At 71.0% G+C, this 24,356-nt stretch carries 25 protein-coding genes and 1 pseudogene; 12 read left to right on the top strand and 14 right to left on the bottom strand.

Features of this window, described 5'->3' with window-relative positions:
* Window positions 1-14: 14 nt before the first annotated feature.
* Complete coding sequence (locus tag OG892_RS38260) at window positions 15-1,499, bottom strand: LCP family protein (RefSeq protein WP_371631477.1); 1,485 nt, start codon at window positions 1,497-1,499, stop codon at window positions 15-17.
* Between the two features lie 196 nt (window positions 1,500-1,695).
* Here OG892_RS38260 and tatA point away from each other — a divergent pair, with 196 nt between their 5' ends.
* From tatA to OG892_RS38245, 3 genes are all read left to right on the top strand, one after another.
* Window positions 1,696-1,860, top strand: a complete 165-nt coding sequence (tatA, locus tag OG892_RS38255; RefSeq protein WP_073734671.1) for a Sec-independent protein translocase subunit TatA — start codon at window positions 1,696-1,698, stop codon at window positions 1,858-1,860.
* A 142-nt stretch (window positions 1,861-2,002) separates the two neighbouring features.
* Window positions 2,003-2,578 (top strand): TerD family protein, encoded by a 576-nt coding sequence (locus OG892_RS38250; protein ID WP_073733877.1) that lies wholly within the window; start codon window positions 2,003-2,005, stop codon window positions 2,576-2,578.
* A 154-nt stretch (window positions 2,579-2,732) separates the two neighbouring features.
* Window positions 2,733-3,332 carry a class I SAM-dependent methyltransferase gene (locus OG892_RS38245; protein ID WP_371631476.1) on the top strand — a complete coding sequence of 200 codons (600 nt, stop codon included), beginning with the start codon at window positions 2,733-2,735 and terminating at the stop codon, window positions 3,330-3,332.
* A gap of 50 nt (window positions 3,333-3,382) precedes the next feature.
* On the opposite strand, the gene OG892_RS38240 is transcribed toward OG892_RS38245, so the two are convergent.
* Complete coding sequence (locus OG892_RS38240) at window positions 3,383-4,285, bottom strand: oxygenase MpaB family protein (RefSeq protein ID WP_371631475.1); 903 nt, start codon at window positions 4,283-4,285, stop codon at window positions 3,383-3,385.
* A 170-nt stretch (window positions 4,286-4,455) separates the two neighbouring features.
* Between OG892_RS38240 and OG892_RS38235 the strand changes: the two genes are divergently transcribed.
* On the top strand, window positions 4,456-4,755 hold the full coding sequence (locus OG892_RS38235) for a hypothetical protein (protein ID WP_073734672.1): 300 nt from the start codon (window positions 4,456-4,458) through the stop codon (window positions 4,753-4,755).
* A gap of 125 nt (window positions 4,756-4,880) precedes the next feature.
* Complete coding sequence (locus tag OG892_RS38230; RefSeq protein WP_371631474.1) at window positions 4,881-5,897, top strand: hypothetical protein; 1,017 nt, start codon at window positions 4,881-4,883, stop codon at window positions 5,895-5,897.
* Between the two features lie 60 nt (window positions 5,898-5,957).
* Here OG892_RS38230 and OG892_RS38225 read toward each other — a convergent pair whose 3' ends face one another.
* Complete coding sequence (locus tag OG892_RS38225) at window positions 5,958-6,140, bottom strand: hypothetical protein (protein WP_073733881.1); 183 nt, start codon at window positions 6,138-6,140, stop codon at window positions 5,958-5,960.
* A gap of 96 nt (window positions 6,141-6,236) precedes the next feature.
* Window positions 6,237-7,298 carry an acyl-CoA desaturase gene (locus tag OG892_RS38220; protein WP_073733882.1) on the bottom strand — a complete coding sequence of 354 codons (1,062 nt, stop codon included), beginning with the start codon at window positions 7,296-7,298 and terminating at the stop codon, window positions 6,237-6,239.
* A gap of 255 nt (window positions 7,299-7,553) precedes the next feature.
* Between OG892_RS38220 and OG892_RS38215 the strand changes: the two genes are divergently transcribed.
* The 6 genes and pseudogenes from OG892_RS38215 (at window position 7,554) to OG892_RS38190 (ending at window position 16,331) form a co-directional block, all read left to right on the top strand.
* Window positions 7,554-10,463 (top strand): SNF2-related protein, encoded by a 2,910-nt coding sequence (locus OG892_RS38215; RefSeq protein WP_371631473.1) that lies wholly within the window; start codon window positions 7,554-7,556, stop codon window positions 10,461-10,463.
* Complete coding sequence (locus OG892_RS38210; protein ID WP_371631472.1) at window positions 10,460-11,950, top strand: SWF or SNF family helicase; 1,491 nt, start codon at window positions 10,460-10,462, stop codon at window positions 11,948-11,950. Before OG892_RS38215 ends, OG892_RS38210 begins: the two co-directional genes overlap by 4 nt.
* Before the next feature lie 374 nt (window positions 11,951-12,324).
* Window positions 12,325-12,918, top strand: coding sequence for a peptidoglycan recognition family protein (locus OG892_RS38205; RefSeq protein WP_328864250.1), 594 nt, complete (start codon window positions 12,325-12,327; stop codon window positions 12,916-12,918).
* A 119-nt stretch (window positions 12,919-13,037) separates the two neighbouring features.
* Entirely contained in the window at window positions 13,038-14,288 is a 1,251-nt protein-coding gene (locus tag OG892_RS38200; RefSeq protein ID WP_328864251.1) for a GAF domain-containing protein, read from the top strand.
* A 256-nt stretch (window positions 14,289-14,544) separates the two neighbouring features.
* Window positions 14,545-14,718, top strand: a pseudogene (locus tag OG892_RS38195) (VOC family protein); the annotation flags it as partial.
* Between the two features lie 89 nt (window positions 14,719-14,807).
* Window positions 14,808-16,331, top strand: a complete 1,524-nt coding sequence (locus OG892_RS38190; RefSeq protein ID WP_328694721.1) for an aldehyde dehydrogenase family protein — start codon at window positions 14,808-14,810, stop codon at window positions 16,329-16,331.
* 251 nt (window positions 16,332-16,582) lie between these two features.
* On the opposite strand, the gene OG892_RS38185 is transcribed toward OG892_RS38190, so the two are convergent.
* The 3 genes from OG892_RS38185 to OG892_RS38175 all read right to left on the bottom strand — a co-directional run bounded on the left by OG892_RS38185 (window position 16,583) and on the right by OG892_RS38175 (window position 18,085).
* Entirely contained in the window at window positions 16,583-16,837 is a 255-nt protein-coding gene (locus tag OG892_RS38185) for a transposase family protein (protein WP_073733888.1), read from the bottom strand.
* A 24-nt stretch (window positions 16,838-16,861) separates the two neighbouring features.
* Window positions 16,862-17,452: a GNAT family N-acetyltransferase gene (locus tag OG892_RS38180; RefSeq protein ID WP_073734673.1), complete on the bottom strand. Its 591-nt coding sequence runs from the start codon at window positions 17,450-17,452 to the stop codon at window positions 16,862-16,864.
* Window positions 17,453-17,815: 363 nt separating this feature from the next.
* The gene (locus OG892_RS38175) at window positions 17,816-18,085 is read right to left on the bottom strand and encodes a hypothetical protein (RefSeq protein WP_371631471.1); all 270 of its coding nucleotides are present in this window, start codon (window positions 18,083-18,085) and stop codon (window positions 17,816-17,818) included.
* A 23-nt stretch (window positions 18,086-18,108) separates the two neighbouring features.
* Here OG892_RS38175 and OG892_RS38170 point away from each other — a divergent pair, with 23 nt between their 5' ends.
* On the top strand, window positions 18,109-18,291 hold the full coding sequence (locus OG892_RS38170) for an alpha/beta fold hydrolase (RefSeq protein ID WP_242436574.1): 183 nt from the start codon (window positions 18,109-18,111) through the stop codon (window positions 18,289-18,291).
* A 317-nt stretch (window positions 18,292-18,608) separates the two neighbouring features.
* On the opposite strand, the gene ssuE is transcribed toward OG892_RS38170, so the two are convergent.
* The 7 genes from ssuE to OG892_RS38135 all read right to left on the bottom strand — a co-directional run bounded on the left by ssuE (window position 18,609) and on the right by OG892_RS38135 (window position 24,355).
* Entirely contained in the window at window positions 18,609-19,166 is a 558-nt protein-coding gene (ssuE, locus tag OG892_RS38165) for an NADPH-dependent FMN reductase (RefSeq protein ID WP_073734674.1), read from the bottom strand.
* Window positions 19,167-19,255: 89 nt separating this feature from the next.
* Window positions 19,256-20,023, bottom strand: a complete 768-nt coding sequence (locus OG892_RS38160; RefSeq protein ID WP_371631470.1) for an alpha/beta hydrolase — start codon at window positions 20,021-20,023, stop codon at window positions 19,256-19,258.
* Window position 20,024: 1 nt separating this feature from the next.
* Complete coding sequence (locus OG892_RS38155) at window positions 20,025-20,174, bottom strand: hypothetical protein (RefSeq protein WP_158072217.1); 150 nt, start codon at window positions 20,172-20,174, stop codon at window positions 20,025-20,027.
* 91 nt (window positions 20,175-20,265) lie between these two features.
* Complete coding sequence (locus OG892_RS38150; protein ID WP_371631469.1) at window positions 20,266-21,606, bottom strand: LLM class flavin-dependent oxidoreductase; 1,341 nt, start codon at window positions 21,604-21,606, stop codon at window positions 20,266-20,268.
* A 99-nt stretch (window positions 21,607-21,705) separates the two neighbouring features.
* Entirely contained in the window at window positions 21,706-22,581 is an 876-nt protein-coding gene (locus OG892_RS38145) for an ABC transporter ATP-binding protein (RefSeq protein ID WP_328864255.1), read from the bottom strand.
* Window positions 22,578-23,468, bottom strand: a complete 891-nt coding sequence (locus tag OG892_RS38140) for an ABC transporter ATP-binding protein (protein WP_371631468.1) — start codon at window positions 23,466-23,468, stop codon at window positions 22,578-22,580. Before OG892_RS38140 ends, OG892_RS38145 begins: the two co-directional genes overlap by 4 nt.
* Window positions 23,465-24,355: an ABC transporter permease gene (locus tag OG892_RS38135; protein ID WP_328864256.1), complete on the bottom strand. Its 891-nt coding sequence runs from the start codon at window positions 24,353-24,355 to the stop codon at window positions 23,465-23,467. The genes OG892_RS38140 and OG892_RS38135 overlap by 4 nt, the downstream gene beginning before the upstream one ends.
* Window position 24,356 lies beyond the last annotated feature (1 nt).

Genomic DNA, 24,356 nt, shown 5'->3' with positions numbered 1-24,356 from the left:
CGTCATCGGGCGGGTCAGCCGTACGAGAGGTCGCTGCACAGGTCGTCGTCGGCCGAGCGGGCTTCGCCGGCGACGGCGGACGGTACGGCGTCGGGCTTCGGTGCCGCCGGGGCGGCGGTGGGGTTCTGGGCGTAGTCGCCGCCGACGATGACCTGGATTCCGGCGTCCGCCGACTCCGTGGTGCGCGCTCCACTGAAGAGCCGGGCCGTGTTCTCGGCCTTGTCCCGGAGGCCTGGGCCGTAGGTGACCAGGGTCCGGGTCCGGTCCTGGGAGTCGGCTGTAGCCGTGCCGGTGACGGTGAAGCCGTGCGAGCGCAGCAGCTCCGCCGCCTTGGCCGCGAGCCCGGTCACCGTGGTGCCGTTGTAGACGGCCACGTCGGTGCCCTCGCCGGAGACCGGAGCGGTGGGAGAGGGCGACTCCCCGCCGGACGCCGCCGAGTCGCCGCTTCCCTTCTTGCCGGCGGCGTTCTGCCCGTCGAGTGTGCGGTCGGCCTTGAGTGACGCCCACAGTGCGTCGGCGTCCGGTTCCACGATCGCGACGCGGGCGCCCTGGTAGCGCCAGGGGATGGTGACGAACTTCGTGTTGTGCAGGTCGACGTTCTTCATCGACATGGCGAACGACAGTAGCCGGTCGGCCGAACCGAGCCCAGGGTCCACGGTCATCGCGTCGGTGGCCGCGTTGGCGAGCGGCAGCAGGGTGGTCGGATTCAGTCCGCGGGACTTGACCTTCTTCACGAGGGAGCCGACGAAGGCCTGCTGCCGTTTGATGCGCCCTATGTCGGATCCGTCGCCGATGCCGTGCCGGATCCGTACGTAGTCGAGAGCCCGCTGTCCGGAGACCGACTGCGGGCCCTTGGCGAAGATCAGGGACCCCTGGGTGGCCCGCTTGGGATTCAGGTCGCGCTGGTAGATGTCCTGCGGCAGGCAGACGGGTATCCCCCCGACGGCCGAGGTCAGCGAGGAGAATCCGGCGAAGTCGACCACGATGGTGTGGTCGACGCGCAGTCCGGTGAGGTGTTCGACGGTGTTCTGGGTGCAGGCGGGGTTGCCCTCGGCCGTCTCCCCCACCGAGAACGCCGCGTTGAACATGGTGTTCCGCTGCGGAGCCGTCCAGCTGCCGTCGGGCTTCTTGCAGGCCGGGATGTCGACGAGGGTGTCGCGGGGGATGGACACCGCGACGGCGTGTTTGTGGTCGGCGTAGACATGGAGCAGGAACGCGGTGTCGGAGCGCCCGACGTCGCCCGTCCCACCGCCGAGCCCGCTGTTGGCGCCCGATCGTGAGTCCGATCCGATCACCAGGACGTTCTGCCCCTCGGACGTGTCGGGCGGGCGGTCACCGGAGACGCCGTCGGCACTGAACGTGTCGATGCTTCCGTTCAGCTTCAGGTACCCCCAGCCGACCCCGGCCACCAGCAGTACGAGGAACGAGAGCCCGAACAGGCCCGTCCGCCGCAGGCGCCTGCGCCCCCCTGTCCCCGCCCCTTTGTGACTGCCCGCCATGTCCCACCCCAGTTCGTCCGGCCTTCCATGAAGTCGGACTCGCACCGCCCACTCATGGTTGTACAGTTGCGCAATGTAGCAAGTGTTTGCGTCCGAATGGATCACCGGACCTGTCCATGGTCGGCTCCATCCGGTGTCCGCGAACACCTGCCGAAATCATTGACCGGAAGACACCCGAAGAAAGGGCGTGAAGCGCATGCTGCGCAACGGCCTCGAACCCTGGCACCTGCTGATCATCGCGCTGGTCGTGGTCATGCTGTTCGGCGCGAAGAAGCTGCCGGACACCGCGCGCGCCCTGGGCAAATCCATGCGGATCCTGAAGAGTGAGGCGAAGGCCATGAAGGAGGAATCGCCTCAGTGAGCGGTGTGGCCACAGACTCTGCGTCGCCTCCCCACTTCACGGCTTGCGCAATCAGGGAACCGCAGAGGACGGGCCGTCGTTCAACTCGGTGACGGCCGAAGCAGTACTGATCAACGGATCACTGGATCATTGGAGGAAGTTCATGGGTGTGACCCTGGCCAAGGGCGGCAATGTCTCCTTGTCGAAGGAGGCACCCGGCCTGACCGCGGTGACGGTCGGCCTGGGCTGGGACGTACGGACGACGACGGGCGCCGATCACGACCTCGACGCCAGCGCGCTGCTGTGCTCGGAGACCGGCAAGGTCCTCTCCGACCTTCACTTCGTCTTCTACAACAACCTCAACAGCCCCGACGGTTCGGTCCAGCACACCGGTGACAACCTGACGGGTGAGGGTGAGGGCGACGACGAGTCCATCAACGTGGATCTGGCGGGTGTCCCGGCGGATGTCGCGAAGATCGTCTTCCCCGTCTCCATCCATGACGCGCAGAGCCGGGGGCAGAGTTTCGGCCAGGTGCGCAACGCGTTCATCCGCGTGGTGAACCAGGCCAACGGGGTGGAGCTCGCCCGATACGACCTCAGCGAGGACGCGTCGACGGAGACGGCCATGGTCTTCGGTGAGCTGTACCGGCACGGGGCGGAGTGGAAGTTCCGCGCGGTCGGCCAGGGGTACGCCTCCGGCCTGGCGGGCATCGCCTCCGACTACGGCGTCAACGTCTGACCTCCGCACGGCGACCGGCCTCGCCGGCGCGGTGACCGAATACGTACGGGTCCTGGCCCGCGCTCCCGCCTGCGGAGTGCGGGCCGGGGCCCGTTCCCGTTGGCTACGGGCGATCCGGGGCACTGCTGCGCAGCCGTTACGCGATCATGTCCGTATGGCCGATGACCACACGCACGTCCAGGACTTCTTCAGCGCCCGCGCCGCGGACTGGGACGCCCGCTTTCCCGACGACGGACCGGCCTACGCCGCGGCGGTCTCCGCCCTGGGCCTGCGCGCGGGCGACGCCGTGCTCGACGCGGGCTGCGGTACGGGACGGGCGCTGCCCGCCCTGCGGGCCGCGGTCGGCCCCCGGGGCACCGTGCTGGGCGCCGACCTCACCGCGGCCATGCTGGGGGCCGCGGCACGCGCGGGCCGAGACCGCAGTGGGCTGCTGATCCAGGCCGACGCCGCCCGGCTGCCGGTGCGGACCCAGGCGCTCGACGCGGTGTTCGCCGCCGGGCTGATCGCGCATCTGCCGCAGCCGGAACGGAACCTGGCGGAACTCGCCCGGGTGGTGCGGCCCGGCGGGCTGCTGGCGCTGTTCCATCCCATCGGCCGTGCGGCGCTGGCCGCACGGCACCACCGCACGCTCACCGACGACGATCTGCGGGCGGAGCCCAACCTCGACCCCATGCTGGCCCGTTCGGGCTGGCGGATGACCACGTACCTCGACGAAGAGGCCCGCTTCCTCGTCCTGGCCGAACGGGAGAGCTGATCCCCGCACACCGCGACGACCGGCTCACTCGGCCGGGGCTTCCGGGCGGCTCACTCGGCCGGAGTCTCCGGGCGGCTCAGGTGCCGGACCGGGCACCCGCCCGTGCCGGGCGTGGGGTACGTCCCGAGTCCGGACACCTCGTAGCCGCCCCGATATCCCTTGATCTCGGGATTCTGGCGGGCGTGGTGCGGGGTGGTGCGAGGCGGCAGCAGCCGCACCGCGCGGGCCCTCAGCCGCAGGGCGCCCCGGGTGAGCCCGCGTGCCACCGGTCCCGGGCGCTCGTAGCGGAAGGCCCGTAGCAGCGAGTCGTCGAGGAGCGCGAGGCTCGCGCCGCGCACCACCCGCGCAAGGGGGCGCGGGTACCAGGAGGCCATCAGCGCCAGCGTGGCGTCCGACACCTCGCGCGCCCCCTCGTCCCAGCCGAAGTGCTCCTTCTCGTAGGCGTCGAGGGTGCGCTCGAAGTCCTCGTACGTGTGCGGCAGGTCCTGGATGCCCATGTGCGCGCCCAGGGTCCGGTAGTAGGCGGCGCACGCCGCCTTCTCGTGCCCGGACAGCCGCCGCCAGCCGTAGGTGTCGAGCCACCGCTTCGGGGTGACGACGAAGGTGCACAGCACATAGCGCATGTCGTCGTTGCTGATGTCGTAGCTGCGGTGCATCTGGTTGATCCGGCGGATGGCCGTACGCCCGGGGACGCTGTCGAATCCGTGCTCGACCACGGCGTCCAGAAGGAGCGCGGTGTCGTCGTAGCGCTTCTGCGAACGCCTCGTCAGCTCAGCTGTCTCGGCGAGCAGTCGGCCGATGCCGGGGACGGCATACGTCCGGTACAGGGCGAGTTCGAGGGCTCGGGTGATGTCCCAGGGGAACTCGTACGTGGCCGTGATCCGGTAGATCTCCAGGAAGTCCCGCTCCGGATCAAGACGTTGAATATCCTTCAGCCGGTCGTAGCGCTTCACCGCAGCATCCCCCTCTTCGTCCGGACCACGTGTCCAACCCTACGTGCGCGGGCAGGACCGTGAGTACGCACAGGACAGCGAACGCCGTGCACGCGCGGCACCTCCTCCCGCGTGCGCACGATCCCTGTCAGGCACATACATATCCAGGAAGGGCGGTCCCCATGACCGACATGTTCGGCATACTCCGCAGAGCTGTGAACCCGGGCCGCAAGGACGGCCGGCCCGGCGGTGCCACCAAGGCGCCGGAGCGCCGGCAGCACAATCTGTTCGACGCGGCAGCCACGTTCGTCGCGGCTTCGGCGGAGGACGACCAGGAACGGATGGACGAGGCGAGCGGCTGGGTCTCGCCGGAAGCGCTCTCCTTCGGCGTCGGAGAACTGGCCTGCCGGGCGGTCATCGCCCTCGCCCGCGAGCGCGGTGAATCCCCCGAAGCGGTGGCCCGCGATCTCCTCGGACTGGCCCGCCAATAGGGGTTCCGTCCTCGGCACACCGGCACCGGGCTACCGGTCGCTCCGCCTTGTCAGGGCCTCGACGAGTGGGTTACCCACTGGTTAAGGTGCGCCGACGGACAACCACAACGGATGGGGAGGGTGCGGTGACCGGGACGGACAACGCAGTCGCCGATGACGCACTGTACGTACTGACTGCGGTCCTGCTGACCCCAGCACAGTTCCCGAGCGTGCTCGGCGACGACTATCCGGCGGCCTGCGCGGCACTCGGTCTCGACCCCTGCGCCACGGGGTACGGGCTGGTCATGGGCCAGGACGGTGAGGGGGCCAGGTGGACCGTCGCCATCGATGACGTGTCCCTGGTGGCCGTGGCGATAGCGTCCTGGGACTGCGGCATGGAGTACGACCTGTCTCCCGACGAACGCTCGGTGGTCCGCGCTCTCCCCGGCTGGCCGCTCGCCGTGGCGGTCGCCGCGCCGGGCGTGGCCGCTCCGCACGACCCCGCCCCTGATCCCGAGGCGGATGACGAAGAGCTCCCGCCGCTGGCTCCGCCGGACCCAGATGCGTGGGGCCCGGCCCAGCGCCGGCTCGGCGCGGACGCGGTCGCATCGCAGTGGGCGGACTGGCGCGAACAGATCAGCGACGAGACCGCGCCGGCGGCGGCGGACGACGGGAGCGCGGAGGAGACCACCGAGGGCGACGAAGCGCCCGGTCCGGACGGTGCAGACGGTGAGAACGCGAGCTTCCCTGACGGCGCGGACGCGGGCGCCGACAGCACTGACGGTAGGGACCTGGAGGCCGAGACCACAGACGGTAGGAGCGTGGCCCCGGACACCGATTCCACAGGCCGTGAGGGCACCGTGCCGCACAGCGCGCACAGCGCTCCCTCCGGCACGCATCCCGGTGTCCGGCGGGCTCTGGCCGAAGCCCGTGCCTACCTCGACGCCCCGCCGCCGCCCGGCCGGATCCGGTCCTCGTTCGCCCCGGGGGACGCCCGGACGATCCGGGCCGACGGCCCCGGCTGGTCCATGGTGGGCAGGACCGACGACATGGCGTTTCTGCTGCTGGACGAGATGCCGGGCGAGATACTGCCGGTCCGGCGCGGTGAGCGATTGCCCGGTCTGCTCAAGGCTCTGGACTCACTGGCCGCACGGCCCTCCTGAGACGCCCCGGACGCGGAACCTCCTGCCGTGCGGCCCCTGCGCTCAGGGGCCCGGCGCCGCTCAGCGGCCGATCTCCTTACGGCTGATCCTGCGGAGCCTGCGCCGCTGACTGGGATCCAGTGCCAGGTAGGCGATCGCGGGAACTCCGATGAGCACCAGCAGTGACAGCCAGAACCCGATGAACGGCATCAGGACGACTGCGACGACGACTCCCCCGATGGCGATCTTTGCTCTGTTCGACATCGTCCACGCCTCCTTCGCGGCCAGTGGCCGCTCCTGCTGTGAGAACGCCTGTGCGTGCCCATCGGTTCCAGCCTGCCCCGAACCCGTCGGAAACGGTCACCTGAGCGGTGCGCCGACCTCATGCATGTGCTCGAGAGCCTGGCGGTAGGACTCGATGAGTCCGGTTTCCGCGTACGGCATGCCGAGCGCCTCGCAGTGGGCCCTGACCAGGGGCTGCGCCAGTCGCAGATGCGGGCGGGGCATGCTCGGGAAGAGGTGGTGCTCGATCTGGTAGTTGAGCCCGCCGAGGAACCAGTCGGTGAGGACGGCACCCCGTACGTTGCGCGAGGTGAGGACCTGGCGCTGCAGGTGTCCCCAGCGGTCTCCGTCCGGGTCGGGCATCTCCATGCCCTTGTGGTTCGGGGCGAAGGCCATGCCCAGGTGGAGGCCGAAGAGCGCGTGGTGCACGAGAGCGAAGACGACGGCCTTGCCCGGTGACATGACGGTGAGCAGCAGCGCGGCGTAGAGGCCGAGGTGGGCGACGAGCAGCAGGGCGGAAAGGGCGCGCTCACGGGCGGGCTGGTGTCGCAGGTACTGGAAGCCGGAGATCTTCAGCGCGATGCCCTCCAGGAGCAGCATCGGGAAGAACAGCCGGGCCTGGTTGCGGGTGAGCCAGCGGGCGAAGCCCTCGCGCTGCGCGGCCTGCTTCTGGGTCCAGACGAGGGCGCCGACGCCGACGTCGGGGTCCTTGTCCACGTGGTTGGGGTTGGCGTGGTGGCGTACGTGCTTGTCGTTCCACCAGGCTTCGTTCATGCCGAGGAGCAGGTTGGCGTGCACCAGGCCGATGGCCCGGCTCGCCCTGCGGTCACCGGATATCTGGGCGTGGCCGGCGTCGTGCCCGACGAACGCGGTGCGGGACCAGAAGATGGCGAGGGGCAGCGCCAGCAGCAGGGTCCACCAGGTGTCGCCGAGGAGGACCATGCCCGTGAGCACGGCGCCCAGCGCGAGCAGATTGGCGGCGATGCCGGCCGCGTACCAACCTGTGCGGCGTTCGAGGAGCCCTTGCCCCTTGACGGCCCGCAGCAGTGGCGCGAAGTCGCTTCCTGTACTTCCGACACTTCCGGCACTTCCGGCACCGTCACGGGTTCGTTCCGCGACGGTGGTTGCGGCCTGAGGCATGATGTCTCCGGTCTTAAGGGATGCGCTGACCTGATGAAACGTACGGGTCGCAGATATACGGCAGCCATGGAGCCACCACCCGAGGTTTCCTGGTGCCAGCCCCCTCATTCCGGAGGGGGCTGGCTACACCTGACCGACATACCGGACACAGGCGTGTGATCTAAAACATGCGGCGACTAGCCCCGTCGCCGGATGCGATGGAGTACCCTCGGCGACCTCAGCCAACTAGTCAAATTTGAGGAATCTGACATCGCTGTGCACAGCCTCCCCGCAGCAACGCTCTCCGAGATCTCCGCACTCATCGGCTGTTCCGTGGTGTTCCTGCCCGCGGATCCCTCCCGGACCGGACGCGTCGCCTTCTGGTGCCCAGACGGTAGCAGTCCGCCCGATGCCCCGGGGACCGTCGAGGCCCTGACCGTGACCGATGCCGACGCCGAGCCGTACGAAGTACCGGCGCGACTGCTCCCCGTGCGGGACGCACTGCCGGTACTGACCCGCGCACGGGTCTCCGAGCACGCCTCGGTGTCGGCTTCCTTCTGGGGCGCGGTCGGGCTGGTGGCCCTTCAGTTCACCGCGCGTGGGCTGCTGTTGCCGGGGCTGAGCGGCACGGACCAGGACGCGTGGCGGGCCGGACCGCTCACCGCGGACGATCAGGACCGGATCCGCGCCCTGGCCGCCTCCATGCCGCCAAGTGCCCACGCGGTTCCGCTGGATGAGGCTGCCGAGCCACTACTGCTGCCCGAACCGGAGTGGCTGGTACGGGCGTTCCTCGACGCGGTGGCCGACGGCCTGCCGCGCACGCCCGCCGCGGCCCTGGCCAACGGTGGCCCGGCCTTCACCGCGGACACTCCGCAGCGGCTCCCGGACCACCGCGCCTGGGCCGCGGATGTCGCGGCCGGTCACGACGCGGGTGTCCGGCTCTCCCTTCGCGTGGAGGTTTCCGGGCTCGACCGGACCGACGAGGGGCACGGCGGCCTGCTGTCCGGCCCGTCCTTCCGGGTGGTCCCGCAGATCCACAGTGTCAGCGACCCCACGCTGGTCACCGATGCCGCCATGATCTGGACGGGCAACGGACCGGCCGCCGCCGCCCTCGGGCCGAAGGCCCGGATGGACGCCCTGCTGATGCTGCGCCGGGCCGCCCGCGCCTGGCCGCCCCTGACCCCGCTGCTGTCGGCCGCCGTGCCGGACGCCGTGGAACCGGCCGACGAGGAGATCGGGGAACTGCTCGGCCCCGCCTCACGGGCGCTCGCCGCGACGGGCGTGCAGGTGCACTGGCCCAGGGAGCTGGCCCGAAAGCTCACGGCGCGTGCCGTGATCGGCCCGCCCGAAGACGAGGACGACGGCACCGGACCGGACGGTTTCCGGCCAGCTGCCCGTACCGGCTCTGACACCGCGCCACTCCTGTCGGCGGACTCCCTGCTCGCGTTCGACTGGCGGTTCGCGCTCGGGGACCGGAGCCTCAGCCGCGCCGAGCTGGACCGGCTGGCCGAGGCGGGCCGGCCGCTGGTCCGGCTGCGCGACCAGTGGGTGCTGATCGATCCCGAGGAGGCGCGCCGCGCCCGGGAGACCCAGGACCGCAAGGTCACCCCCATCGACGCGCTCGGGGCAGTACTGACCGGCTCCGCCGAGGTCGGCGGCCGCCGGGTCGAGGTCCGGGCCACCGGCTGGCTGGAGACACTGCGACAGCGGGTCGCCGATCCGGAGTCCCGGGGACAGGACGGCGAGCCCGCGCTCGGTCAGCCCGCGGCGCTCACCGCGACCTTGCGCGACTACCAGCTCCGTGGCCTGAACTGGCTGCACACGATGACCTCGCTCGGGCTCGGCGGCTGCCTCGCGGATGACATGGGGCTCGGCAAGACCATCACTCTGATCGCGCTGCACCTGCACCGGCAGACCATCGAATCGGCCGCGGGCCCCACCCTGGTCGTCTGCCCGACCTCCCTGATGGGCAACTGGCAGCGGGAGATCGAGAAGTTCGCCCCTGGCACCCCGGTGCGCCGCTTCCACGGCGGCGCACGGAGCCTGGAGGACCTCACCGACGGCGAGTTCGTCCTCACCACGTACGGGACGATGCGGCTGGACACTCCTAGGCTCGCGGCCACCCGGTGGGGCATGGTCGTCGCCGACGAGGCGCAGCACGTGAAGAACCCGTACTCGGCGACGGCCAAGCAGCTGCGCACGATCGGCGCGCGGGCCCGGGTCGCCCTGACCGGCACTCCGGTGGAGAACAACCTCTCCGAACTGTGGGCGATCCTCGACTGGACGACCCCAGGTCTGCTCGGCCGGCTCGGCACGTTCCGTACCAGGTACGCGCGAGCGGTGGAGGACGGCAGCGACCCCGCGGCGGCCGAGCGGCTCGGCGCGCTGGTGCGTCCGTTCCTGCTGCGCCGGCGCAAGTCCGACCCGGGCATCGCACCGGAGCTGCCGCCGAAGACCGAGACGGACCGTGCGGTCTCCCTGACGGCCGAGCAGGCGGGCCTGTACGAGGCGGTGGTACGCGAGACGCTGGCGGCGATCTCCGCCGCCGACGGCATCGCCCGGCGGGGCCTAGTGGTGAAGCTGCTGACCGCGCTCAAACAGATCTGCAACCATCCCGCGCAGTACCTCAAGGAGGAGGAGCCGCAGATCGCCGGGCGTTCGGGAAAGCTGGAGCTGCTCGACGAGCTCCTGGACACCATCCTCGCGGAGGGTGCGGCCGTCCTGGTGTTCACCCAGTACGTGCAGATGGCCCGGCTCCTCGAACAGCACCTGGCGGCGCGCGGGGTCCGTACCCAGTTCCTGCACGGCGGCACTCCGGTCGCCGCGCGGGAAGCGATGGTCAACCGTTTCCAGGCGGGCGAGGCCCCGGTCTTCCTGCTGTCGCTCAAGGCGGCCGGGACGGGGCTCAACCTCACCCGGGCGGGCCACGTGGTGCACTTCGACCGCTGGTGGAACCCCGCGGTGGAGGCCCAGGCCACCGACCGTGCGTACCGCATCGGGCAGACCCAGCCGGTGCAGGTCCACCGGCTGATCGCCGAGGGCACCATCGAGGACCGGATCGCCGGGATGCTGGCCCGTAAGCAGGGGCTCGCGGACTCGGTCCTCGGTTCCGGCGAGAGCGCCCTGACCGAACTCAGCGACGCGGAACTGGCCGACCTGGTCGAGCTGCGAGGGGGCGCACGATGAGCGACGGATACGAGCCCGGCGCATACGAGCCGGACAGATATGAACCGGACGGCTACGAATCCGACGGATACGACTCCGACGGATACTCGGGCCCCTACGACGACAGCGACACCTACGAGGGCGGCGGGCAGGACGGAACGGCTCCCCCGCCCCCTTCGCAGGAGCGCACCTTCGCCGCACTGCCGCCTGCGAGCGGGCGCGCTTTCGCGGAGTCCTGGTGGGGCCGGGCCTGGCTGAAGGCGCTGGAGGACACCGCGCTGGACGGCCAGCAGCTCAAGAAGGGACGCCGGCTCGCCCGTGAGGGCGGGGTCGGTGTGGTGTCGGTGCGGCCCGGCCGGATCACGGCTGTGGTGCAGGACCGGGATACGAGCGCCCACCGCAGTGACGTGCTGCTCCAGGAGCTGAGCGAGGAGGAGTGGGACAGGTTCCTGGACATGGCGGTCGACCGGGCCGGGCACATCGCGGCGTTGCTCGACCGCGAGATGCCACCGCATCTGGTCGAGGACGCGTCCGCGGCGGGCGTGGAACTGCTTCCGGCCATCGGTGACCTCGATCCGGAGTGCACCTGCGAGGCCTGGGACCACTGCCCGCACACCGCCGCACTCTGCTACCAGGTCGCGCGGCTGCTGGACCAGGACCCGTTCGTCCTGCTGCTGATGCGCGGACGGGGCGAGCGCCGGCTGCTCGACGAACTCCAGGTGCGGATCACCGCCCGCGCCGCGGGACACGAGCCGTCCGGGCCCGTCGGCGCACCGGCGGCCGGGCCCGCGAACCGGGGGGTGCGCGGGGTCCCGGCGGCGGAGGCGCACGCGGCGGGCGGCATCCTCCCGCCGCTGCCCCCTCCCCCGGCGCTTCCCGCCGAGGCCGGCGTGTCTCCCTCGCTGGACACGGAGACCGACCCGGAGCCCGGCGTGGACCCGACGGCGCTGGAGATGCTGGCGACGGACAGCGCCGCACGCGCTCACCGGATGCTGGCGGACGCGCTGGCACCCGGCCACGGGCTGCAGCCTGTTGCGGCCGCGCTGACCCCGGAACAGGACGCGGTACGGCTGGCCGCCACCGCGCGTCCCGAACCGTGGATCGCGACCCGGCTGGCGACCGGGTCGGGGCGCGGACCGGCCGGGCTGCGGATCGCGGTCCATGCCTGGCGGTACGGCGGCGCCGCGGCGCTCTCCGTCCTCGACGAGCAGTGGACACCGGACGCGGCGTCACTGGCCCACGCCAGGACGCAGCTCGCCGCCGCCTGGGACGGGGACGAGGCGCCGCGGCTGCGGGCAGAGCACAACCGCTGGACGTCGGTGGACGGCGCGCTCCAGCTCCGCTACGGACGGGACGGGCGCTGGTATCCGTACCGCAAGGAGAGCGGTCGGTGGACCCCGGCCGGTCCCGCCGACGACGATCCGGCGGCGGCCCTGGCCGGTGCGGGGCAGAGCGACGCGGGTCAGGACGAAGCGGGCCGGGGCGACGCGGGCCCGGGCGGGATCTGACGGGACCTCACTGGCGACCGTGGGCGGGCGTATCGCCCCCGGCCGCTGCCGCCGCGACAATCCTCCGGCCCGTCACCTGACCGAGCGTGAGTTCGCCCTCATGCCGTCTTCCGCCGCTCGCGCGGCCCCCGTACTCTGGGGCCCGCGAGCCGCTCGGCCGTACATCGGACAACGCGTTCCGGCCATCGGACAGAAGATGCCGTCCCCGACCGGATGCCCGGGGGCCCGGCGAAGGCAGCCTCCCCCACGGTGGTCCGCCGCGCCGAACACGGGGTCTCCTGCCACTCGGACACCCCGGACCCTCTCTCTGGACCCGCCGCCGGACCGGCCCACCTCTCGCCTCCCCCGCTCCCCCACCCACAGCTGGAGTACACATGCACCGGAGAAGGATCCTTCAGGGCGCGGCGGCCACGGCCGCGGCCACGCTGCTCCCCGCCTCCGCACGGGCCACCGCGGCGGCAGCGGCCGGCAACACGGACTATCCGTCGGCCCACTGGGTGCCCGCTTCGACGTCCAACTACACGGTCTCGACGCGCCCTTCGGCGTATCCCGTGCAGTACGTGATCATCCATGTCACCCAGGAGACGTTCTCGGACGCGGTCGCGATCTTCAAGAACCCGGCGAAGCAGGTGTCCGCGCACTATGTGGTCCGCTCGGTGGACGGCTACATCGACCAGTGCGTCAGGGAGCAGAACATCGCCTGGCACGCGGGCAACTGGGACTACAACACCCGCAGCATCGGCATCGAGCACGAGGGCTATGTGGACCAGCCCGAATACTTCACCGACGCCATGTACGAGAAGTCGGCGCTGCTGACCGCCTCGGTCTGCGACCGTTACGGCATCCCCAAGGACCGTGCGCACATTCTCGGCCATGTGCAGGTCCCGGGCACCGACCACACCGATCCGGGTCCGAACTGGGACTGGGTCCGGTACATCCGCCTCGTCAACCTCCTCGGAACGGGCTGACCGACGGCCGAGCGGTCCCGGGTCAGGCCCTGCCCGAATGCTCTGCGCACCACGGTTGTCGCGGGCGTCCGCTGCGACGACGATGGGAGGTGTAAGGCGCCCCTGGACGGGAGGGTGAGTTGACGGACCCCTGGTTGGCCCTGGCAGCCGACGCGGACCCCGGTGAACGGCTCGGCGAACTGCGCCACGCGCACGAGGTGTTCACCGCGGCCGGCCGCCTGGAGCGACCGGTCCGCCCGGTGGTGGGCGAATCCTGGCGCCGCTCGGCGCGGGCCCGCGTCTGCCCGGACGGCGCCGCGCTGGTCGATCTGGACGCCGACGACGTCGGCCCGTACCGGGAGTCCCATCCGCTCGCCCGTGCCATGCCGGTGATCCGGGAGCTGATGAGCGCCTACGCGACGGACGGGGAGCACCTGCTGGCGGTGTGCGACGCGCACGGCAGGCTGCTGTGGGTCGAGGGTCACCCGGTGACCCGACGGCGGGCCGGTCGGATGAACTTCGTGGAGGGCGCCCGCTGGGCGGAGTCCGTCGCCGGCACCAACGCGCCGGGGACGGCCATCGCCGTGGACCGCCCGGTCCAGGTGTTCGCGGCCGAGCACTTCCTGCGTCCGGTGCAGCAGTGGACGTGCGCGGCCGCGCCACTGCACGACCCGCACACCGGACGGGTCCTGGGCGCGGTCGACATCACCGGCGGGAACGGTCTCGCGCATCCGCACAGCCTGGCGTTCGTGCAGGCGGTCGCCCGCGCCGCAGAATCCCAACTGGCCCTGCTCGCACCGCCCCCGGCCGCCGGCACCGTACGGCTCAGCGCGCTCGGCAGGAGCGAGGCGTTGCTGACCGTGGCCGGCCGGGCGCTCCGCCTCAGCCCGCGGCACAGCGAGATCCTGGTGGCGCTGGCCAGGCGCCCCGAAGGCATCGGCGGCGAGGAACTCCTCATCGAGCTCTACGAGGACGAGTCGGTCACCCCGGTGACACTGCGGGCCGAACTCTCCCGGTTGCGCCGCTTGCTCGGCCCCGACCTGCTGCTCTCCCGTCCCTACCGTCTCGCCTCCCGCGTCGACGCCGACTTCGACACGGTCGCACGTCGGCTGGCCTCGGGCGCGGTCGCCTCGGCCATGAGCGCCTACGCGGGTCCGCTGCTGCCGGGTTCGCAGGCCCCGTCGGTCGTGCGGCTACGACGCCGGCTCGACGATTCGCTGCGGGCCGCGCTGATCGCGCGCGGCGATCCGGGGCTGCTGGCGGACTGGGCGTCGAGTCCATGGGGCGAGGACGACCTCCCCGCGTGGCGGGCCCTGGCCGCGGCAGCGCCGGCGGCTCAGCGGCCGGCGCTGCTGGCTCGGGCCAGGTCACTGGACGCGGAACTGCGCTAGGCGATTCCTGTGGATCATGGCGTGGGACGGTCGCGGAGTAGTTCCGCCCGCCCCTGGCTCGTTCTCGGTCGGTGGGACGCGAACGGCAGGCTGCGCCAAAAGGTCGCTGGCTACGCGCTGCAAGCGCACATCACGGCCGCGGACGGGCGCGCGGGAGTTGCCCGGTCCGGGGTGAAGCCCACAAGGGGCCGTAGCGGCACCACGCTACTCCGGATGAAGGCCACTGGGCCGTTCCCTGCGGATCATCTGACCGCCCGAGGAAAGCGAGATCAGGCCGGAGCTCAACCGACTGCCCGGCCTGCTCTTCGGGCCCGGCGCGGAGGAAATGACCGGCAAGAACCACCTCCACCTGGACTTTCGCCCCGACGGCCGGGACGCGGAGGTCGAGCGCTTCCCGGCCCTCGGCGCCCGCTACGCGGACGTCGGGCGGTACGCAACGGGGTTGCAACGTCGCGCTGTTTAGCCTCGCGCCGAGGGCCGCCCAACGGCGGGCGGCACCGGATCCGGGAGGCCACAGAGATGACCCGTTACGCTGCGCCGGGCACCGAGGGTGCGATCGTCTCGTACGAGTCGCGCTACGACCACTGGATCGGTGGCGAGTACGTACCGCCCGCCCGTGGCCAGTACTTCGAGAACCCGAGCCCCGTCAACGGCCGCCCGTTCACCGAGATCGCCCGAGGAACCGCCGAGGACATCGAGCACGCCCTGGACGCGGCGCACGCCGCGGCACCGGCCTGGGGTGCCACGTCGGCGGGCGACCGGGCCTCGGTCCTCAACCGGATCGCGGACCGGATGGAGGCTCATCTGGAGGAGCTCGCGGTCGCGGAGAGCTGGGAGAACGGCAAGCCGGTACGGGAGACCCTGGCGGCCGACATTCCGCTGGCCATCGATCACTTCCGCTACTTCGCGGGCGCGCTGCGGGCCCAGGAGGGCTCGCTCAGCCAGCTAGACGAGGACACCGTCGCGTACCACTTTCACGAGCCGCTCGGCGTGGTCGCGCAGATCATTCCGTGGAACTTCCCCATCCTGATGGCCACCTGGAAACTGGCCCCGGCCCTCGCGGCGGGCAACGCGGTGGTCCTCAAGCCGGCCGAGCAGACCCCGGCCTCCATCCATGTGTGGCTGAGCCTGGTGGCCGACCTGCTGCCGCCGGGTGTCGTCAACATCGTCAACGGCTTCGGTGCGGAGGCCGGCAAGCCGTTGGCCTCCAGCCCGCGCGTCGCGAAGATCGCGTTCACCGGGGAGACCACGACGGGGCGGCTGATCATGCAGTACGCCTCCGAGAACATCAAGCCGGTGACCCTGGAGCTGGGCGGCAAGTCCCCGAACATCTTCTTCGACGACGTCTGGTCGGCCGATGACGACTTCCGCGACAAGGCTCTGGAAGGCTTCACCATGTTCGCCCTCAACCAGGGCGAGGTCTGCACGTGTCCGTCGCGCGCGCTGATCCAGCGCGGCCACTACAGCGAGTTCCTGGAAGCGGGCATCGCGCGTACCGAACAGATCGTGCCGGGTCATCCGCTGGACACGGACACGATGGTCGGCGCCCAGGCCTCCAACGACCAGCTCCAGAAGATCCTCTCGTACCTGGACATCGGCCGGCAGGAGGGCGCGAAGGTCCTTACGGGCGGCGAGCGGATCGAGTACGACGGGGAACTGGCGGGGGGCTACTACGTACAGCCGACGATCTTCGAGGGCGACAACCGGATGCGGGTCTTCCAGGAGGAGATCTTCGGCCCGGTCGTCGCCGTCACGTCCTTCTCGGACTTCGACGACGCGATCCGCACCGCGAACGACACCCTGTACGGGCTCGGGGCGGGCGTGTGGACTCGCGACACGAACACCGCGTACCGGGCGGGCCGCGCCATCCAGGCGGGCCGGGTCTGGACGAACTGCTATCACGCGTACCCGGCGCACGCGGCGTTCGGCGGGTACAAGCAGTCCGGTATCGGCCGGGAGAACCACCGGATGATGCTGGAGCACTACCAGCAGACGAAGAACCTGCTGGTGTCGTACTCGCCGAAGAAGCTCGGCTTCTTCTAGACGCCAAAAGAAGGGCGCCTGACCAGGCGTTTAACCTGTCAGGTGCCCTTTCCGGCGTGCCTCTGACCAGCTGTTCCGGGGCATTTCCGGGCCAAGGCCCGGCTCATGTGTCCTTGGGCTTCCTCGGCGGGGCGCTGACGTGGCGGAGAACTGCTTGGCCAGCCCGAGGTAACCGGAGTCGACCTTCGCTTTCACGCCGGGGCGGGGTGCCGAACTGCTCGGCGACGCCCTCGGCACGCACGGCGGTCTGGTCATGGCATCCGGCCCGGGAGAACCAGGCCGGACAGCAGCGAGCGGACCTGGCGGATGGCCGCGGAGATGATGGAGCGATCCACGTCAAAGAGTTCGGCGAGCACCATGTGCGGCAACTGATGGCGCAGATGAACGAGGGTGACCAGCAGCCGATCGAGGAAGACCAGCTTGGGCTTTCGACGGGCACTTTCCGCCCGTCGACGCTCCCCGCCCCGGAACAGGTCGCACAGACCCAGGTCAGCTTCACAACTCACCCAACCCGTTCGGCCCTTGTTATGTCACGGCCCGGCCGGGACGCTCGCACTGTCCCCCGAGGCCGACAGCTTGGCCTGAATCGCGTCTGCCGGGACCTCGAAGACGATCGAGAGCCCGTCGCGCTCATTGCCCTGCTCGCCGACACGTGTGAAGCCGAAGCCCGCGATGGTGGCCAGGGAGGCGGTGTTGTCGGGGCTGATCCTGGCCCGCACGGTCCTGACATCGGGTTCGGCGGCGGCCCTGACGAGTAGCGCCATCAGAATGGCGCGGGCATAGCCCTGGCGACGGTATCCGGGCACGACCGTGAAGCCGACCTCGACCATGCCGGCCTCATCCGGCGGCCCGTGGAACCCGGCGTCGCCGACGACGATCTCGTCCGGCTCGGACACCGCGGCCCGCGTGATCCAGGGCGCGGCAGACGGGTCCTTGGCGAGCTGGTCAGCGCGATAGCCGAAGATCCAGCGGGCCCTGTCGCCGACGAAGTGTTCGTCAAGGGCGACCCCAGCCTCGGCGCTGCCGCCGGCGAGGTCACCGTCGGCAAGCGCCCGCAGCGCCTTCGCGCCGAGCTCGACGAAACGGACATGTTTGCGGGTGGAGAGAGGTTCGCTATTCATCACGGAGATGGTCGCCCAGGGCCGGAGGGCTGTCCACCGCATTACGGCCTCGGCGGACAGGGTGAGCATCCCGGTCGGCCGGGCCATGAGAAGGGCCGAACGGCGCGGGTAAGACGACACTCACAGACGCGATCTACCTGGCTCACCCAGGAATGGGAACAGTCACCTCGCGCCTGACAAGGTGGTCTTCACCGCTCTCGCTGACGAACAGAAGGACGCCGACTGGTCGAACTGCCGGCTCGGGAGGGCGATCAGGCGGGGCGGTGACGCCAGTGAAGTTCTGGTCATGTTCTGGTCGAACATCGACCCGTACGGCACCTTCCGCCTCGCAGGGGCAAGCGGCTCGATCAGGGGCTCTTCCTGTCAGTCTGCCGCGGCAGCGGCAGGCTGAGGCGGCCTCAGTGTCTCGGCGTCCCCTGAGGGCGCGGCGGTGATGATGGTGTCGAGAATCGCGCGCGACGCCTGTAGACCTTCGATGGCGCGAGTAATCCGCTCGCCCTCCCGGCACAGTTGGGCGACCAGGTCCGGGCAGGTGGGCACGAGGTGCTCGTCGTTCGTCCTGATGCACGGCAGAACCTGGGCGATCAGAGCGGTCGGAAGGCCTGCCGCGAGCAGAGAGCGAATGCGGCGCACCGTCTCGACTCCCCACCCTGGTGGTGGCGCCGACCGGCGACCGGCTGGTGCTGCCCGAGAGCTCGTACCGTCTGGCGGCCGGCATTCCTGGCGCCCAGTTGCTCGAACTGCCCGGCGCCGCCCACGTTCTGAACCCGGCAGACCGGGCGATCTGGCTCCGCCACGTACGCGAGTTCCTCACCGAGCTTCCCGCCACTGCGGCATGAGCGCACCGCTTCTCACGGATCGGGGCGGTCCGCGGCGGCTGAGGGAGGAGGCGGCCCCGTGGGATGCCCGTGCCCGAGCCGGGCTCCGGGTAGACCGAGGACGACTGGACCGACACCGACGCACCGGGGCTGTCGCGCGACCGTCACGCCCGCGGCCCGACCACCGGCTTCCTGGAAGTGGCCCAGATCCTGCGCCACACGCCTGGCCTCCTCGGTGGGCGCGTGCCCACCGAGGAGGCGCCGGTCGAGAAGCTGCCGCCGCCCGGTCATCCACTACGACCGTTCCCTCTGTCAGCCGCCGATCGCCGCGCGCCCGCTCACTCCGCGGCTGCCAGGTGCGCGGTACGGGCTCCCAGCGCCGCGGAGAAGCGGTCGGTCACCTCGGCAAGGGCCTCGGCGGAGCCCGGGGCGACGGTCAACTCGCCGTCCTGGCCGACGCTGATGTCCTTGTCCAGCGTGAACCACCCCGGCACGATGTGCGCGGCGCCCATGGAGCTCAGCACGGGGCGCAGCGCGTAGTCGATCGCCAGGACGTGGGCCATGCTGCCGCCGGTGGCCAGCGGCAGGACGGTCTTGCCGGTCAGCGCGTACTGCGGGAGCAGATCGAGCAGTGACTTGAGCAGCCCGGAGTAGGCGGCTTTGTAGACCGGGGTGCCGATCACCACCCCGTCCGCCTGCGCGAACAGCTCGGTGGCCGCGAGGATCGCAGGATGGCCGAACTGTGCGCCGAGCAGCGCGTCCGCGGGCAGGGTGCGGACCTCCAGCGAGATCACCTCGTGCCCCTGGTCCCTCAGCCGGTCGTCCAGGTCACGCAGGAGCCGTGCGGTTCGGGACGTCGGGGAGGGGCTTCCGGAGACGGACAGGACGGTGGCCATGGGGGCACCCTTCGGGTCGGTGGTTCGGATGGGCCGGACGTCGGGTCCGGCGGGACGCGGCTTCGGACGGTGCGACCGGACGGCGGCACTCACCACGCGCTGGACTCGACCGCGATCACGGAGGTCAGTTCGTTGCGCAGTGTCTCCAGGAACGTGATGATCTCGGCCGCCACCGAGCGGTGCTGGAGGTCGTTGAGGACATCGTGATGGGCATCCCTGACCACCGAGAGACGGGCCCGGGAGAGGGACTTCGCCGTACGGGTCACGGCATCCCGGTCGACGAGCGGATCGGCGTCGCCCACGAGGATCAGCGCCGGGACGCCCACGTCGCCGCCGTACGCAGCCGTGAGCAGGGCGTCCGGCACCGCGTCCTGGAGAGAGCCCCGCCGGACCCCGGCGTCCTCGGTGAGAGTGCTCCGGTGCGCGGGACAGAAGGTGCGTACGTCGAGTTCCTCGTCCCAGTCGCCTGCCTCGGTGGCCGTGTGGCCCGGGAGCCCGGCGAGCACGACGGCCTCCGGCCGCCAGGCGGCAGGGGTCTCCTCCAGGCCGAGCAGCGCGGCGACCGCGGCCGCGCCGGTGTCGGCCCCCACGAGCACGACGGGACGGACGACACCGTCCTGTGCCGCGGTCCCTTCGAGCGCCGCGGCGAGCTGGGCACCGAAGCCGGCCAGCGAGCCGTTCAGGTCGTCGGCGTCGATCTCCGGTGCGTCGATGACCCGGACCCGGTAGGCGTCGGCGGCGAGGCGCCTGCCGAACCGGGTGTAGGCCGCCCGGGTCTCTCCCCGGCCGGGCACCACGAGGACGGTGCCGCGGATGCGGAGGCCCTCGGGGCCGAAGTGGTCGCTGTACTCGGGCATTTCAGACTCCAGCGGGTTCGGTGGCGGCTTCGGTGGCGGGTCCGACCGCGGGGGCGGGGGCGGCCCTGGGCTTCCCGCCGAGGGCCGGTGCCGCCCCGGCCCTGGACATGGTGAGGAAGCCGAGTCCGAAGCGCGGTGTCTCGTCGGTCATGAGGTGAATGCCTTTCAGGGATCAGGCGGTGATCAACAGCCGTCCGCGGGCGGGCCCCGGGGCCGGCCGGAGCTCAGGGCGCTCGGCGTACTCAGTCGCGGACGAGCTCGCGATCGAGCGTGTGCCGGTTGGCGGCGAACGGGAGGCCGAGATTGCCCCGCAGGGTGTCGGCCTCGTACTCCGTGCGGAACAGACCGCGCTTCTGCAGGAGGGGAACCACGCCGTCGACGAAGAGGCTGAGGTCGTCGTTGTTCCGGAAGGCGAGATTGATGCCGTCGAAGGTACCGGCGTCGAACCACTGCTCGATGGTGTCGGCGACGGTCTCCGGGGCGCCGACGAACGGCGAGCGACGGAACGCGTTGACCGAATCGGCGACCTGGCGCAGCGTCAGGTTCTCTGCGCGGGCGCGCTCGATGATCTTCGCGGCGCCGGTACGGCCGCCCTTCTCCGCGAGGTGGGAGACGTCCGGGAAGGGCGCGTCCAGGTCGTGGCCGGCGAAGTCGTACGCCCCGAAGGAGCGGCCCAGGAGCGCGAGGTTGCTCGGGAAGTCGTTGTCCTCCTCGAAGATCTCCCGTTCGCGGCTCCTGGCGTCCTGGTCGGTCGCGCCGACGACCGGGCCACCGTGGATGAACACCTTGATGTGGTCGGGATCGCGGCCGTAGGCCGCGGTGCGCCGCTTGATGTCGGCGTAGTACTCCTGTGCCTGTTCCAGGGAGCCGCCCGGGGCGTAGATGCCCTCTGCCACCCGCGCGGCGAGATCGCGCCCCTCGGGCGAGACCCCGGCCTGGAAGATGACCGGCTGGCCCTGGGGCGATCGGGAGATGTTGAGCGGGCCCGCGACCTTGAAGTGCTCCCCGGCGTGGTCGAGCGCGTGCAGCCGGGCCGGATCGAGGAAGACATCGCGTTCCGGGTCGGCCGGGAAGGCGTCGTCCTCGTAGGAGTCCCACAGTCCCCTGGCGACCTGGACGAACTCCAGCGCCCGGCCGTACCGCGTCGTGTAGTCCAGGTGCTCGTCCAGCCCGTAGTTCCTGGAAGTGCCGGTGTCGAAGCTGGTCACCACGTTCCATCCGGCGCGCCCGCCGCTGATGTGGTCGAGGGAGGCGAAGCGGCGGGCGAGGTTGAACGGCGAGTTGTACGTCGAGCTCGCCGTGCCGACCAGGCCTATGTGCTTGGTGTGGGTGGCCACCGCGGACAGGAGGGTGAGGGGCTCCAGCCGGTTGAGGTAGTGCGACGGGTAGGTGCTGTTGATGAACTGGCTGTCGACGATGAAGAGCGCGTCGAAGAGTGCGTGCTCGGCCGCCTGGGCCTGCTGGATGTAGTAGTTGATGTCGATACTGGCGTTCTTGGCGACGCGCGGGTCCTTCCACAGACCGTGCTGTCCGGGGCCTCCGACGCCGTAGGGGTGCAGCGCGAGGTGGATCGTGCGGGACATGGCTGTTCCTCTCAAAGAGTTCAAGGAGTTCAGGGAGTTCAAGGAGTTCGCGGGGTCGGCAGACTTGTCGGGGGCCGGGCCGTACGGGTGACGTCGCGCTCAGGCGTTCAACAGCGCGCGCAGCGCCTCGCGCTCCGACCGGTCCGCCGCGCCCGTGCGCAGCGTCGGCGCCGAGCTGACGAGCAGTCGGGTGTACGCGTGCCGGGGGCGGTTGATGACGTCCGGGGAGGCACCGGCCTCGACGAGTTCGCCCCGGTAGAGCACCGCGATGCGATCTGCGGTCCCCGCCACGGACCCGAGGTCGTGGGAGATGAGGACGAGGGCCACGCCGGTGGCTCGTAGCTCCTTCAGGATTTCCAGGACCTTGACGCGGTTGGCGGAGTCCAGTGCGCTGACCGGCTCGTCGAGGATGACCAGCCGGGGCTCGGTGACCAGCGCCCGGGCCACGGCGACGCGTTGGCGCTGACCGCCGGAGAGCTCGCCGGGCAACCGCTCGAAGAGTTCTCCTGAGAGGTGGACGCGGTCCAGGAACGACCGGGCGCGCGCGGCTGCCTCCTTACGCGTGACGCCCTGGACGAGCAGGGGTTCGGTCAGGGAGTCCTCGACGGTGAGATCCGGGTCGAGGCTGCGCAGCGGATCCTGGAAGACGTACTGGACGACGCCGCGGCGGCGCAGGGTGCGCCACTGGCGGCGGGAGTAGGGGGTCACGTCCTCACCGTCGATGAGGACCGATCCGGCCGAGGCCGGCACCAGGCCGAGTACGGCGCGGGCGAGGGTGGACTTGCCCGATCCCGTCTCGCCGATGACCCCCACGGTCTCGCCGGGTGCGACGCTCAGCGAGACTCCGTGCAGGGCGCGGCGGCGCCGGCGGCCCCGTCCGTAGGACACGTCCAGCCCGCTGACCTCGAGCACCGGCCCGGCGCCTCCCCCACGACCGGCTGTCGCTGTCTCCGCTTCGGCGAACTCGGTGCTCATGATGGCTCCTTGGGTGCGAGGAACTTCTCCAGGCCGTACTGGTTGTGCTCGGCGATGAGCAGCCGGGTGTACTCGTGCTGCGGGTCGTGGAGCACCGCCCGTGTCGGGCCGTGCTCCACCACGTCGCCCTGCTTCATCACGAGGACCTCGTCGCACAGCTGGGCAACGACGGCCAGGTCGTGGGAGACGACCACGAGCGCCAGTCCGGTCCGCTCCCGAAGCTCGGCGAGCAGATCGAGGATCTCGGCCTGGACGGTGACGTCGAGGGCCGTGGTGGCCTCGTCGGCGATGAGGGTGCGCGGTTCGACGGCGATGGCCGCCGCGATCAGGACGCGCTGGAGCATGCCTCCCGACAGCTCGTAGGTGTACTGGCTGTAGACCAGCTCCGGGTCGCGCAGCCGCACCGCCCGGAGCAGTTCGACGGCGCGGTGCCGTGCCTCGCGCCGTTTCAGCCCCTGCTTGGCCCGCAGGACCTCGGCGATCTGGGCGCCCACGCGGATCGAAGGGTTGAGGTAGGACGCCGGGTCCTGGAAGACCGCGCCGATCGTGGCGCCGCGCAGGGCCGTCCACTGCCGGGACGTGAGGGTCGCGATGTCGGTGCCGGCGATCTCGATCGAGCCGCCGGAGACCTCGAAGTGCGCGGGAAGGATGCCGAGCGCGGCCCGGCAGGTGAGCGTCTTGCCGCTGCCGGACTCGCCGACGATGCCGACCGCCTTGCCGGATGTGAGGTCGAAGGTGACGCCGTGCACGATCTCCCGGTCGGTGACGCGGTCGCTGATGCGTACGTCGCGAAGGGAGAGCACCGGCGCGGGCGCCGGGCCGGGCCGGTCGGCGGTGACATGGAGCTCGGCCTGCCCGGGAGCGATGTTCTGGGACACGGTCGTCACAGGGAACCTCCGGTGGTGACGGGACCGCTCCGCCCGAGGCGGTTGGCACGGGCCTTGCGGTTGTTGACCAGGGCCCGCCCGGCCTCGCCGGAGACATCGCGGATGGCGTCGGCGAGGAGGTTGCAGGCCCAGACGGTGACCATGATCAGCAGGGCGGGCGCCACCGGTGCCCATGGCTGGTGGCTGAGGTAGCCCAGGTCGGAGGCGAGCAGCCCGCCCCAGGTGGGCGCCGGAGGCTGGACGCCGATGCCGAGGAACGTCAGGCTCGACACGATGACGAAGCCGACACCGATGGTCTGGGCGAGTGCGATCGCGATCGGCGGGAGCACCTTGACCCAGACGTGACGGCGTACGACCCAGCCGACCGAGGCGCCGGAGATGATCGCGGCCTCCACGTACGGGGAGCGGGCGACGGCCAGTGTCGCCGCGCGGGACACCCGGTAGAAGAGGGGCGAGACCAGCGCTCCGGTGACGAGCATGGCCTGGGTGAGGCCGTTGCCCAGCAGGGCGATCACGGCGATGGCGAACAGCAGGAACGGCAGGGCCACGAGCGTGTCCGCCAGGCGGAGGGTGAACCACTCGAAGGCCCGGCCGAGATAGACCGACAGGATGCCCGGCACGGCGCCGACGACCAGGGCCATGAGCGCGACCTCCAGCGAGCCGAGCACGCTGACGCGTGAGCCGGCCAGGAGTCGGCTGAGCACGTCACGGCCGAGGTAGTCGGTGCCCAGCCAGTGGGCGCCCGAGACATCGGCGAGCGGGTTGTCGCTGGTGGCCAGGGGATTCTGCGGGGCGAGCCACGGTCCGAGTACCGCGAGCAGTGCGATCACCACGAGGATGACGACGGCGATCCGGCCGGACACGAGCGCGAGCACGCGGCGCACCATG

It is taken from the genome of Streptomyces sp. NBC_00341 (genome assembly GCF_041435055.1).
In the GTDB taxonomy this organism is placed as follows: Bacteria; Actinomycetota; Actinomycetes; order Streptomycetales; family Streptomycetaceae; genus Streptomyces.
Note: the sequence above shows the minus strand (reverse complement) of the source record. Positions and strands in the feature narration are given on the sequence as shown.

What these genes read in the sequence shown, in the direction of transcription:
- OG892_RS38145 (WP_328864255.1), bottom strand. Translation starts at nt 22,581, where the DNA reads ATGAGCACCGAGTTCGCCGAAGCGGAGACAGCGACAGCCGGTCGTGGG.
- ssuE (WP_073734674.1), bottom strand. Translation starts at nt 19,166, where the DNA reads ATGGCCACCGTCCTGTCCGTCTCCGGAAGCCCCTCCCCGACGTCCCGA.
- OG892_RS38250 (WP_073733877.1), top strand. Translation starts at nt 2,003, where the DNA reads ATGGGTGTGACCCTGGCCAAGGGCGGCAATGTCTCCTTGTCGAAGGAG.
- OG892_RS38260 (WP_371631477.1), bottom strand. Translation starts at nt 1,499, where the DNA reads ATGGCGGGCAGTCACAAAGGGGCGGGGACAGGGGGGCGCAGGCGCCTG.
- OG892_RS38135 (WP_328864256.1), bottom strand. Translation starts at nt 24,355, where the DNA reads ATGGTGCGCCGCGTGCTCGCGCTCGTGTCCGGCCGGATCGCCGTCGTC.
- OG892_RS38245 (WP_371631476.1), top strand. Translation starts at nt 2,733, where the DNA reads ATGGCCGATGACCACACGCACGTCCAGGACTTCTTCAGCGCCCGCGCC.
- OG892_RS38235 (WP_073734672.1), top strand. Translation starts at nt 4,456, where the DNA reads ATGTTCGGCATACTCCGCAGAGCTGTGAACCCGGGCCGCAAGGACGGC.
- OG892_RS38150 (WP_371631469.1), bottom strand. Translation starts at nt 21,606, where the DNA reads ATGTCCCGCACGATCCACCTCGCGCTGCACCCCTACGGCGTCGGAGGC.
- OG892_RS38190 (WP_328694721.1), top strand. Translation starts at nt 14,808, where the DNA reads ATGACCCGTTACGCTGCGCCGGGCACCGAGGGTGCGATCGTCTCGTAC.
- OG892_RS38210 (WP_371631472.1), top strand. Translation starts at nt 10,460, where the DNA reads ATGAGCGACGGATACGAGCCCGGCGCATACGAGCCGGACAGATATGAA.
- OG892_RS38160 (WP_371631470.1), bottom strand. Translation starts at nt 20,023, where the DNA reads ATGCCCGAGTACAGCGACCACTTCGGCCCCGAGGGCCTCCGCATCCGC.
- OG892_RS38225 (WP_073733881.1), bottom strand. Translation starts at nt 6,140, where the DNA reads ATGTCGAACAGAGCAAAGATCGCCATCGGGGGAGTCGTCGTCGCAGTC.
- OG892_RS38180 (WP_073734673.1), bottom strand. Translation starts at nt 17,452, where the DNA reads ATGAATAGCGAACCTCTCTCCACCCGCAAACATGTCCGTTTCGTCGAG.
- OG892_RS38220 (WP_073733882.1), bottom strand. Translation starts at nt 7,298, where the DNA reads ATGCCTCAGGCCGCAACCACCGTCGCGGAACGAACCCGTGACGGTGCC.
- OG892_RS38205 (WP_328864250.1), top strand. Translation starts at nt 12,325, where the DNA reads ATGCACCGGAGAAGGATCCTTCAGGGCGCGGCGGCCACGGCCGCGGCC.
- tatA (WP_073734671.1), top strand. Translation starts at nt 1,696, where the DNA reads ATGCTGCGCAACGGCCTCGAACCCTGGCACCTGCTGATCATCGCGCTG.
- OG892_RS38155 (WP_158072217.1), bottom strand. Translation starts at nt 20,174, where the DNA reads ATGACCGACGAGACACCGCGCTTCGGACTCGGCTTCCTCACCATGTCC.